11 protein-coding genes are annotated in these 10,343 nt (G+C 64.4%); 6 read left to right on the top strand and 5 right to left on the bottom strand.

All coding sequences use genetic code 11. The features are described from left to right. Nucleotides 1–4 precede the first annotated feature (4 nt). Complete coding sequence (gene phaZ / locus KVX96_RS06740; protein WP_261193567.1) at nt 5–1,285, top strand: polyhydroxyalkanoate depolymerase; 1,281 nt, start codon at nt 5–7, stop codon at nt 1,283–1,285. Nucleotides 1,286–1,459: 174 nt separating this feature from the next. On the opposite strand, the gene KVX96_RS06735 is transcribed toward phaZ, so the two are convergent. The 5 genes from KVX96_RS06735 to KVX96_RS06715 all read right to left on the bottom strand — a co-directional run bounded on the left by KVX96_RS06735 (nt 1,460) and on the right by KVX96_RS06715 (nt 5,178). Further along, nucleotides 1,460–2,170, bottom strand: a complete 711-nt coding sequence (locus KVX96_RS06735) for an alpha/beta fold hydrolase (protein WP_261193566.1) — start codon at nt 2,168–2,170, stop codon at nt 1,460–1,462. A gap of 130 nt (nt 2,171–2,300) precedes the next feature. Next, nucleotides 2,301–2,957 carry a hypothetical protein gene (locus KVX96_RS06730; RefSeq protein WP_261193565.1) on the bottom strand — a complete coding sequence of 219 codons (657 nt, stop codon included), beginning with the start codon at nt 2,955–2,957 and terminating at the stop codon, nt 2,301–2,303. Continuing rightward, nucleotides 2,957–3,388, bottom strand: a complete 432-nt coding sequence (locus KVX96_RS06725; RefSeq protein ID WP_261193564.1) for a VOC family protein — start codon at nt 3,386–3,388, stop codon at nt 2,957–2,959. Before KVX96_RS06725 ends, KVX96_RS06730 begins: the two co-directional genes overlap by 1 nt. A 52-nt stretch (nt 3,389–3,440) precedes the next feature. Beyond that, the gene (locus KVX96_RS06720) at nt 3,441–4,424 is read right to left on the bottom strand and encodes an alpha/beta hydrolase (protein WP_261193562.1); all 984 of its coding nucleotides are present in this window, start codon (nt 4,422–4,424) and stop codon (nt 3,441–3,443) included. Nucleotide 4,425: 1 nt separating this feature from the next. Further along, nucleotides 4,426–5,178 (bottom strand): alpha/beta hydrolase, encoded by a 753-nt coding sequence (locus KVX96_RS06715; RefSeq protein WP_261193561.1) that lies wholly within the window; start codon nt 5,176–5,178, stop codon nt 4,426–4,428. Between the two features lie 241 nt (nt 5,179–5,419). On the opposite strand from KVX96_RS06715, the gene thrS reads away from it, so the two are divergent. The 5 genes from thrS (at nt 5,420) to KVX96_RS06690 (ending at nt 10,343) form a co-directional block, all read left to right on the top strand. Then, nucleotides 5,420–7,366, top strand: a complete 1,947-nt coding sequence (thrS, locus tag KVX96_RS06710) for a threonine--tRNA ligase (protein WP_261193559.1) — start codon at nt 5,420–5,422, stop codon at nt 7,364–7,366. A gap of 417 nt (nt 7,367–7,783) precedes the next feature. Continuing rightward, entirely contained in the window at nt 7,784–8,074 is a 291-nt protein-coding gene (locus KVX96_RS06705; protein WP_261193557.1) for a DUF2282 domain-containing protein, read from the top strand. A gap of 78 nt (nt 8,075–8,152) precedes the next feature. Continuing rightward, nucleotides 8,153–9,013: a DUF692 domain-containing protein gene (locus tag KVX96_RS06700; protein WP_261193556.1), complete on the top strand. Its 861-nt coding sequence runs from the start codon at nt 8,153–8,155 to the stop codon at nt 9,011–9,013. Then, nucleotides 9,010–9,780 carry a DUF2063 domain-containing protein gene (locus KVX96_RS06695; protein ID WP_261193554.1) on the top strand — a complete coding sequence of 257 codons (771 nt, stop codon included), beginning with the start codon at nt 9,010–9,012 and terminating at the stop codon, nt 9,778–9,780. Before KVX96_RS06700 ends, KVX96_RS06695 begins: the two co-directional genes overlap by 4 nt. Then, nucleotides 9,777–10,343, top strand: a complete 567-nt coding sequence (locus KVX96_RS06690) for a DoxX family protein (protein ID WP_261193553.1) — start codon at nt 9,777–9,779, stop codon at nt 10,341–10,343. Before KVX96_RS06695 ends, KVX96_RS06690 begins: the two co-directional genes overlap by 4 nt.

Here is a 10,343-nt window from a genome sequence, read left to right as displayed (position 1 = left end):
ACGCATGCGTTACATGGCAACATACGATTTGATGGAAAGTATGCGCAACACCAACCAATGGTTGGGGGCGTCCGCGCTTGCCATGGCCTCCTACCCCGTCACCGGGCTTATTCCTCATCCCGCGTTCCAGTGGATGGCCGCCTGGGGCGAAGTCACCGAACGCACCTTTGCCCGGATCGTCGCCAAGCCGGACTGGGGCATCCAGTCCGTCTCCTGTGCCGATGGCCGCGATCACCTCGTGCGGGTGGATGTGAAGGTCTCCCGCCCCTTCGGCGATCTGATCCATTTCAACGTGATCGGCCGCCCCGAAAAGGCGCGCAAAGTGCTGCTGGTGGCACCGATGTCGGGCCACTATGCGACCCTGCTGCGCTCCACCGTGAACAGCCTTCTGCCCGATTGCGAAGTCTATATCACCGACTGGCACAACGCCCGCGACATCCCTGTTTCCGCAGGGAAATTCGACATCGAGGACTACACGCTCTACCTCGTGGATTTCATGAAAGAGCTGGGCAGCGATCTGCATGTTATCGCGGTCTGTCAGCCCGCCCCGCTGACGCTGGCGGCCACGGCCTATCTCGCCGCCGAAGATCCTGCCGCCCAGCCCCACACGCTGACCCTGATCGGTGGCCCGATCGACCCCAACGCCGCCGCAACGGATGTGACGGATTTCGGTCACCGGGTGACGATGGGCATTCTGGAGGAAATGGCGATCCAGCGCGTGGGCTTCAAATACGCCGGCGCGGGGCGGATGGTTTACCCCGGCCTGCTGCAGCTGACCTCCTTCATGTCGATGAACGCCGACAAACACTCCAAGGCGTTTTTCGACCAGATCCAGCGCGTGGCACGCGGCGAAGCGGGCGATCACGACAAGCACAACCGATTCTATGACGAATACCTCGCCGTGATGGACATGCCGGCGGAATTCTACCTCTCGACCGTGGAGCGAATCTTCAAGAACGGCGAGCTGGCCGCGAATGAATTCGTGGTGGACGGGGTGAAGGTCGATATCGGCGCGATCACCGATGTGGCGGTCAAGACCGTGGAGGGCGCGAAGGACGACATCACCGCGCCGGGCCAGTGCATCGCCGCGCTCGACATGCTCACCGGCCTGCCTGACGAGAAGAAGGCCAGCCATGTGGAGCCGGGCGCGGGCCATTACGGCATCTTCGCGGGCCGCAGCTGGCGCGACAACATCCGCCCGATGGTTCTGGAGTTCATCGACAAGAACTCCGGCCAGACACCGCCCGCAGCCGCCAAAGGCACGGCGAACCTCAAGGCCGTCTGAAGCGGCTTTTCGGAACGGATTGAACGCCCGCGCATGCGGGCGTTTTTCTTTTCTGCTCCGGCAGGCCCCTTCACACCGTCAGCCCCTGACCTTGGGTGGGGGCAAAGCCCTCTCCCATGGGGAAGGTCGGGGGCTAGCCGGCAAAGCCGGCCTTCTCTGTGGCAGGGTTTCGCGCTAGTGCAGCGTCAGCGGCGCTTTCAGCCATTCGCCCAGAGCCGCCGTCAGCGCCACGGGCTGCTCCAGCGGCGCAAGATGGCCGGCGTTGGCAATGGTGCGAATTTCACCGTGGGGCATCAGCCCCGCCATGATCTCATGCCGGTGCACCGGGCAGAGCGCATCATGCTCACCGCAGATCGCAAAGGCCGGCAGCTTGGCCAGCCGCAGCGTCTTCTGCTGATCCGGGCGGCGCTGCATCGCGCGCGTTTGGCGGATGAAAATATCCGGCCCCAGGTCCATCCCCATACGCCGGTATTGCGCCAGCACACGGCTGCGATCGATCTGCGGCGAGAGGTAATCAGGCTTCATCTCGTCCTGCAGCGCCTGCTCCAGCCGCCCAAGCCGCGCCGCCATGATCTGCGGCTCGCGTTCAGCAGCCACAGTGGGCAGTTCCGCCAAGGGGCTGGTGTCGATCAACGCCAGCCGCGTGACCTGCTCCGGCGCGAGCTTCAGGATCTCCATCGCCACCATGCCACCAAGCCCATGGCCCGCCAGCGCAAACCGGGGCGGCGCGGCCTGCAGGATGAAACGCGCCATCTCGGCCACGCTTTCGCCCTGCGTCACAGGCCCAATAACCACGCAACGATCCTGCGACAAGCGCGCGATCTGGTGGGTGAACAGGCGGGCATCACACATCATGCCCGGCAACAGAAGCAACGGCTCGTGCATCCTGACCTCGTCGGTTTTTTTTACTTGTTATTGAGATACAGGCTGCCGTAGGTGGCATTGTTTCCAAACTGAAAACAGCATTAAGCCAGAGTCTTTCTGCCCCACCTGTGGCGCGGAAGCCGCTGCGCGTTCAGGCCCAGCGGGGCGGAATCGGCGGCTGTGCGATGCCGCGAAACGGCGGAAAATCTGCATAGCGCGCCTGCCGCACGTCCAGCGCTTCTTCCGGTTCCTCCCCGCCCCGCAGCACGAGGTGATGCGGCTTGATCCAGCTCCGGATGGCGCGCAGGGGCACCTCGTTCCATGTCAGGTTGAAAGCGGCCAGCTTGGGGAAGAACAGCATCTGCGAATAGGTCAGATGATCATGCACCCACCACGCCAGATCGCGCCAGTCGCGCCCCTTGTCGTATTGGTCGGCAAACCACGGCACCACGATGCAGGCACAGGCCCCCATATTCCCGTCCGCATCGCGCTGATCCCAGATATGGACGCCCCGATTGCCCTCATTGCCACCGCAGTTCAGCTTGCGGTCATTGCCAAAGGCGTTCAGCGCGGCGGAGCGATAGGCGGAGCGGATGGCAATGCTGCCAAAGGTCTCCTGCAGCGGATCAAGCAATTCCTGCGCCAGCCGCGCCCCGGCAGCGATGGCCAGATCGGGGTCCTCCGGAATGTTGGGCACGCCGTAGAAATTGCCGATCTCCGAATGGAGCATGTCCCGCATGTAGAAATATTTGGACAGCCGCACCCGGCCCAGCGTTTCAAGGCTCCACATGCTGCGCGGCTTGCGCATCAGCCAGCGCCATTCCACTGAAATTCACCCTTCGGCCCCAGAGGCGAGAAGGGATTATGCGCGATCTCCCAGACATGGCCGTCGGGATCGGCGAAATAGCCATGATGCCCGCCCCAGAAGACGTCCTGCGCGTCCTTCAGGATCTTGCCCCCGGCAGCGCGGGCGCGCTCCAGCAGCGGCGCGACCTCCGCCTTCTCGCGCAGGTTATGGGCCAGCGTAATCCCGGAGAAACCGCCGATATGCGCAGGGTCCATCCCCCATTCCTCGGCGAGCTTGTCCTTCGGGTAGAGCCCAAGCGTCTGCCCGATCAGGTCAAAGGCGATCACCCCATCCGGGCTCTCCACCTGCTGCCAGCCCAGCGCCTCGTAGAAACGGGCCGAGGCCTCCAGATCGGCCACACCAAGGGTGATCAGGCTGACACGCTGCTCCATCGGCAAACTCCTAACGGCAAGATGTTCCCCCTACGTTCTCACCTCAAACAGCCTATTGCAAGCCTTCGATCCAGCCCCGCAGCGCTTCGACAGCCGGAGCGGTGCCCGCGGGCGAGAGGATATCTCCCGCGATGACGTGGTTGTAAGGATCGCCCCCCGCGCCGCCGTCCATGTTGACGATCTGCACCGGGCCACCCCACTGCGCGGCAATCTCCCGCGTGATGTCCGGGCGCACGACACCATCGGCATCGGAAAACAGGAAAAGTGCGGGCACCGAAACGCCTTGGTAGTCCTGCGCGGCGGCGTGTTTCACGGCCGCCGCCATCGGCAGCACGGACACCGTCGGGTAGCGCGTTGTCCAATAGGTGCCGTGGCCTTCGTTCTGTGGCTCAAAGGCGCGTTCGGCTCCGCCCACAGCCCCGATCCAGTGGCGGGCAGCCGGCCAGGTGAGCAGCGGCGCAAGCGGGTTGTTGATGCCGAAATTGGGGCTGACAAAGGCGATGCCGGCCACATCTTCCACCAGTCCCGGCTCAAGCGCGGCAAGGGCTGCGAAAGTGCCGCCGGTGGAGGTCGTCACCAGAACCACCTCCTCACCGATGGCACGGCCCACGGCGATGGCTTCCGCCAGATCCTCCATCCAGTCCTGCACCCGCGGCTCCGCCATGGCCGCGCCCCCGCGCCCATGGCCCGAAAGCCGGGTGAAATGCAGATTCGCGCCGAGGGCTGCGGCCAGTTGGTCCGGCACTGGGCGGATCTCTTCCGAGGTGGCCGAGAACCCATGCACATAAACCATCGCCAAAGGCGTGGGCGCGCCGGCCTCTCCGGCCCAGATCACGCGTTTCTCCACACCCGGCGTGATGTCCTCAAAGGCAGCCTCCTGCGCCGCCAGATAGGCCTCCACCCCGCCGTCAAGCTGTCCGGGGTCAAACCCCACATCCTCATGCAGCGCCTCATAGGGCCCAAAGGCCACCAAAAGCCCAATGATGACGATGAGCGCCAGCAGCCCCCGCCCGATCCATTTCCCGACAGCGCGCATCTCAGCCCTCCACCCGGTTCAGGACCTTCTCGATCGTCTTCTCGATCAACACCAGGCACTCCGGATCCGAGAAGCTGTGATCGGCCCCTTTCTTCAGCGTCAGACGCATGTCGGCGCAGTCCGCGTGATCCAGCAGCGCCAGCGCCGTCTCCGTGGATACGGCGTTGTCCGCCGTGCCCTGCAGGCAGCGCACCGGGAAGGGCAACGGCAGCGGCTTGTCCATCACCAGATGGTTGCGCCCGTCCTCGATCAGGCGGCGCGTGATGATGTAAGGCTCACCATACTCGGAAGGCACCGCGATCTGCCCGGCCTCCATCACCTGCCGCCGCTCCGCTTCGCTGAAAGACGCCCAGAACCCGGCCTCGGTGAAATCCGGTGCCGCCGCAATCGTCACCAGCCCGGCCACCCGGCCCGCCAGCGCTTTCGTCATCAGAAGCGAGATCCAGCCGCCCATGGACGAGCCCACCAGCACCTGCGGCCCCTCCGTCAGCGCTTCGATCGCGGCCTGCGCATCCGCCGCCCAGTCGCCGATGCAGCCATCGGTGAAAGCACCGCCGCTCTGGCCATGGCCCGAATAGTCAAACCGCAGGTAGGCCCGCCCGTGGCGCTGTGCCCAAGCCTCAAGATGCAGCGCCTTGCTGCCCTCCATGTCGGATTTGAACCCGCCCAGAAACACCACGCCCAGCCCCTTGCCTTCGCTGCGATGATAGGCGATGCGCCGCCCGGCCTTGGTTTGCAGATATTGAACAGCCATGCCGCCCCCCATTGATCCTGTTGCCCCATTCCTTGCACGGCACCCGCCCTCCGGCAATGGCCCCACTAGACCTCCGGGCCTCCTTTCCTCTCGCTTCAAATACCTCGGGGGGTGCGGGGGGCAGCGCCCCCCGCCCGCGCCGCCTTGACTTGGCAAGGCGGCACAGGCAAACAGGCCGCGCTAACCATATACCCGCAACCGGGCGTTCCGTGGGCGCCAAACCGACGAGGAGAGCCAGCAGATGGCCCAGATTTCCCTCACCTTCCCCGATGGCAATGCGCGCGAATACAGCGCCGGCGTGACCCCTGCCGAGGTCGCCGCCTCCATCTCCACTTCGCTTGGCAAGAAAGCGATTTCCGCGCAGGTCAACGGCCAGCATTGGGATCTCGCCTGGCCGATCGAGTCGGATGCCACCATCGCCATCAACACGATGAAGGATGCCGAGCCCGCGCTTGAGCTGATCCGCCACGATCTGGCCCATATCATGGCCCGCGCGGTGCAGGAGATCTGGCCCGACGTCAAAGTCACCATCGGCCCTGTCATCAAGGACGGCTGGTACTATGATTTCGACCGCGCCGAGCCCTTCACCCCGGAAGATCTCGCCGTCATCGAGAAAAAGATGAAAGAGATCATCAATGCCCGCGATGCCGTGCGCACCGAGGTCTGGGATCGCCCGCGCGCGATCAAGCACTACGAGGACAATGGCGAGCCCTACAAAGTCGAGCTGATCGAGGCTATCCCCGGCGATGAGCCCCTGCGCATGTATTGGCACGGCGACTGGCAGGATCTCTGCCGCGGCCCGCACCTGCAGCACACCGGGCAGGTGCCGGCAGACGGCTTCAAGCTGATGAGCATCGCCGGGGCCTATTGGCGCGGCGATTCGAGCCGCGCCATGCTGCAGCGGATCTACGGCGTCGCCTTCCAGAACAAGGAAGACCTGCGCAAGCATCTGAACATGCTGGAAGAGGCCGCCAAACGCGATCACCGCCGTCTGGGCCGCGAGATGGATCTCTTCCACATGCAGGAAGAGGCCCCCGGTCAGGTCTTCTGGCACCCGAACGGCTGGCGCATCTACACCACGTTGCAGGATTACATGCGCCGCCAGCAGGATCGCGGCGGCTATGTGGAGGTCAACACCCCGCAGGTCGTGGACCGCAAACTCTGGGAAGCTTCCGGCCACTGGGACAAATATCAGGAAAACATGTTCATCGTCGAAGTGGACGAAGAGCATGCCCGCGAAAAGGCCGTGAACGCGCTCAAGCCGATGAATTGCCCCTGCCACGTGCAGGTCTTCAATCAGGGCCTGAAATCCTACCGCGACCTGCCGTTGCGCATGGCCGAGTTCGGCTCCTGTGCACGCTATGAGCCCTCCGGCGCGCTGCACGGCATTATGCGCGTGCGCGGCTTCACGCAGGACGATGGCCATATCTTCTGCACCGACGATCAGATCGAAAGCGAAACCGCCCGCTTCATCGCCTTCTTGTCCAAGATCTATGCCGATCTCGGCTTCGACAACTGGACGATCAAGCTCTCCACCCGCCCCGAACAGCGCATCGGCTCTGACGAAACCTGGGACGAAATGGAGCGCGCGCTCGGCGATGCCTGCAAGGCCGCGGGCTACGACTTCGAGATCCTCGAAGGCGAAGGTGCGTTCTATGGGCCGAAGCTTGAGTTCACGCTCACGGACGCGATCGGGCGCAACTGGCAATGCGGCACGCTGCAGGTGGACGCCAACCTGCCCGAACGGCTGGACGCCACCTTCATCGGGCAGGACGGCGCCAAGCACCGCCCCGTCATGCTGCACCGCGCCACGCTGGGCTCCTTTGAGCGTTTCATCGGCATCCTGATCGAGGAACACGCCGGGAAACTGCCCTTCTGGCTGGCCCCGCGTCAGGTCGTCGTGGCCGCCATCGTCTCCGATGCCGACGACTACGTGCATGAGGTCGTCGCCGCGCTGAAGGCCGCAGGTGTGAAAGCCGAGGCCGACGTGCGCAACGAGAAGATCAACTACAAGGTCCGCGAGCACAGCCTTGGCAAGGTGCCGGTGATCCTTGCGGTGGGGATGAAGGAAGTCGAGGAGCGCACGGTTTCGGTGCGCCGCCTTGGCGAGAAGCAGACCTCGGTGCAACCGCTTGCGGCCATCGTCGAGGCGCTGTCTGCCGAAGCGACCCCGCCGGATCTGCGCTGACGCTTCTTCATGTGTTGAGGGCACCCCCGGCCGCGGGTGTGGGGCTGAAAGCCCCCGCCCGTGGGGGCGGCCGGGGGGCTGCCCGGCGTGCCGCCGGGCGATGCTTCTTCCCCGTAAGCGCTGACAAACCCCTGACGATTCCGAAAGCGGCGCCGTGATCCGGCGCCGCTTTCTTGCGTTTTGCGGGGCTAGGTCTTTCGGGAATTGTTTCAAGGGAACGGATTCTTAAAACATCTTTCGCAACATCCGCTCCGGGAAAGCCGGTTTTCGGGCGCTTTGCGCCTCTGTGCCATCACGGCACATAACGCAGCTGTGACACACGCCACTGTGAGTGGCCTGTGTGCGGATCGATCCGCTACCTCTATCCCTGTCGCAACCAAGGCGACGCAAAAACAGGTCTTTATGAGGAACTTACCGATGTCCAACCAAGTCAAAGCTCTCGCCGTCGCCGGCGCCGTCGCCGCCGCCCTCACCGCCACCACGACGACCGTCGCCCACGCGATGGAAAAGGAAAAGTGCTACGGTGTGTCCCTCGCCGGCAAGAACGACTGCGCCGCCGGCCCCGGCACCACCTGCGCCGGCACCTCCACCGTGGATTACCAGGGCAACGCCTGGACGCTGGTGGACGCTGGCACCTGCACCACGATGGAACTTCCCGATGGCCGCATGGGCTCGCTGGAAGCGCTGGACCGCGACCTGCCGGCATAAGTCGATTTTCCCCTGCTCCCGCGATATACTCGCGGGGGCAGGCCCTTCTTTTGTCCGAACACCCGCGAGGCAGACACCATGCTCGACGCAACCCACCGCCGCTTCGATCCTCTGCCCAACCGCCCCGGTGTTGGCTACAAACCCCAGCATTTCGCTGACATCATGGAAGATCCGGGCCCGGTGGCCTGGCTCGAAATCCATGCCGAGAATTACATGGGCGCAGGCGGCCGCCCGCTGGCGCAGCTACGCCACCTCGCCGAACGCTTCCCCATCAGCGTGCACGGCGTCGGCCTCTCCATCGGCGGCGAAGGCGCGCTCGATGCCGATCACCTCGCCCGCCTGAAACACCTGCTGGGCTGGCTGCAGCCCGCAAGCTTTTCCGAGCATCTGGCGTGGTCCACCCACGACAGCCATTTCTTCAACGATCTCCTGCCCCTGCCCTATACGGAAGCCACGCTCACCCGCGTCTGCCGCCACATCGATCAGGTGCAGGAGGCGGTGGGCCGGCAGATGCTGCTGGAGAACCCCTCCACCTATCTCGCCTTCGCCGAAAGCCAGATCCCGGAAACCGAATTCCTCTCCGAAATCGCCGCGCGCACCGGCTGCGGGCTGCTGTTTGACGTCAACAATGTCTTTGTCTCCGCCACCAACCAGAAAACCGATCCCTACTCCTACATCGACGCCTTCCCGCTGCATCTTGTGGGCGAAATCCACCTTGGCGGCCATGATGAGGACGAAGACGATCACGGCGCGCCGCTGCTGATCGACAGCCATGGCCGCGAAGTGGTTGATCCGGTGTGGGAAATGTATCGCTACACGCTCGCCAAAGGCGGCGCGAAACCGAGCCTCATCGAGTGGGACACCGACGTGCCGGAGTGGCCTGTGCTCGAGGCCGAGGCCGCGCGGGCCGCCGGGCTTCTGGCCGAGATCCCCGCATGAGCCCGCCCGAAGTTGATCAGCAGGCCTTCGTCGGTGCCGTTCTGGACGCAGCCCGAGGCGTGCCCGAAGGGCTTGTCGACCCTGAAGGGCGGCCCGCCGGGCGGCGCTTTTCCGTCTATCGCAACAACGTAGCCGTCAGCCTGACGGAGGCGCTGGCCACTGCCTTTCCGGTGATCCAAAAGCTGATCGGGGAAGAGAACTTCAAGGCCGTCGCCGGTGTCTTCCTGCGTCGATATCCGCCTGACAGCCCACTGATGATGTTCTATGGCCAGCAGATGCCCGTCTTCCTCGAACGTTTCGAGCCGCTCCAGCACCTTGGCTACCTGCCCGATGTCGCCCGGCTCGAAATAGCCCTGCGCGAAAGCTACCACGCCGCCGATGCCGCGCCCTTTGACCCTCAAAGCCTGCAGGTGCTGCCTGCCGACCGCCTGATGGCCGCCCGCCTGCGCCTCGCGCCGGCGCTGCGGCTCGTGCGCTCGCGCTGGCCGGTGGCGTCGATCTGGCACTTCAACCGGACAGAGGGGGCGCCCAAGCCGCCTGCCACCGGCGAAAACGCCCTGATCACGCGGCCTGGCTTTGATCCGCAAATCACCGCCCTGCCCCCCGGCGGCGGCGCGTTTCTGGCAAGCCTCATGGCTGGCGAGAGCTTCGGCACGGCCCTCGATGCCGCCAGCACCGCCGTCGATGGCTTTGACCTGACACCCGTGCTCGGCCTGCTCATTCAAGGCGAGGCCATCACTGCTATCGAAGAAGGATCCCCCGCATGAACCCGCTCATCGCCATTCACAACGGCCTGTTCCGCTGGGTCGAAAACCTGCTTGAGCCGTGGTTCCTGCCCACGCTGGCCCGTTTCACTTTCGCCGCCACCCTGTTGATTTACTTCTGGAATTCTGCACTGCTGAAACTGGGTGACGGCATCCTTGGCATCGTGAAGCCTTCCGTCGGCGCTTATGCCCAGATCTTCCCCAAGAAGATGGAAGCGGTGACTTATGACGTCACCCAGCTGGGCTGGTTCGAATGGGCCGTGGTTGTCGCGGGCACATGGGCGGAGTTCATCCTGCCCGCGCTCATCGTGCTGGGCCTGTTCACCCGCCTCTCGGCCATCGGCATGATTGGTTTCGTGGTGGTGCAGAGCCTGACGGATCTCTACGGACACGGCGGCATCGAGCACCCCGAGACCGTCGGCGCGTGGTTTGACCGCCTGCCCGATGGCGCGATCCTCGATCAGCGCCTGTTCTGGATCACGGTGCTGGCCATTCTGGTGGTGAAGGGCGCCGGGCCGCTCTCGCTGGATCGGCTCTGGCTCGAACGGCGCGACGCGGAGATGTGA

This window comes from Pseudoruegeria sp. SHC-113 (genome assembly GCF_025376885.1).
Classification (GTDB): domain Bacteria; phylum Pseudomonadota; class Alphaproteobacteria; order Rhodobacterales; family Rhodobacteraceae; genus Pseudoruegeria.
Note: the sequence above shows the minus strand (reverse complement) of the source record. Positions and strands in the feature narration are given on the sequence as shown.

What these genes read in the sequence shown, in the direction of transcription:
- phaZ (WP_261193567.1), top strand. Translation starts at nt 5, where the DNA reads ATGCGTTACATGGCAACATACGATTTGATGGAAAGTATGCGCAACACC.
- KVX96_RS06735 (WP_261193566.1), bottom strand. Translation starts at nt 2,170, where the DNA reads ATGCACGAGCCGTTGCTTCTGTTGCCGGGCATGATGTGTGATGCCCGC.
- KVX96_RS06730 (WP_261193565.1), bottom strand. Translation starts at nt 2,957, where the DNA reads ATGCGCAAGCCGCGCAGCATGTGGAGCCTTGAAACGCTGGGCCGGGTG.
- KVX96_RS06725 (WP_261193564.1), bottom strand. Translation starts at nt 3,388, where the DNA reads ATGGAGCAGCGTGTCAGCCTGATCACCCTTGGTGTGGCCGATCTGGAG.
- KVX96_RS06720 (WP_261193562.1), bottom strand. Translation starts at nt 4,424, where the DNA reads ATGCGCGCTGTCGGGAAATGGATCGGGCGGGGGCTGCTGGCGCTCATC.
- KVX96_RS06715 (WP_261193561.1), bottom strand. Translation starts at nt 5,178, where the DNA reads ATGGCTGTTCAATATCTGCAAACCAAGGCCGGGCGGCGCATCGCCTAT.
- thrS (WP_261193559.1), top strand. Translation starts at nt 5,420, where the DNA reads ATGGCCCAGATTTCCCTCACCTTCCCCGATGGCAATGCGCGCGAATAC.
- KVX96_RS06705 (WP_261193557.1), top strand. Translation starts at nt 7,784, where the DNA reads ATGTCCAACCAAGTCAAAGCTCTCGCCGTCGCCGGCGCCGTCGCCGCC.
- KVX96_RS06700 (WP_261193556.1), top strand. Translation starts at nt 8,153, where the DNA reads ATGCTCGACGCAACCCACCGCCGCTTCGATCCTCTGCCCAACCGCCCC.
- KVX96_RS06695 (WP_261193554.1), top strand. Translation starts at nt 9,010, where the DNA reads ATGAGCCCGCCCGAAGTTGATCAGCAGGCCTTCGTCGGTGCCGTTCTG.
- KVX96_RS06690 (WP_261193553.1), top strand. Translation starts at nt 9,777, where the DNA reads ATGAACCCGCTCATCGCCATTCACAACGGCCTGTTCCGCTGGGTCGAA.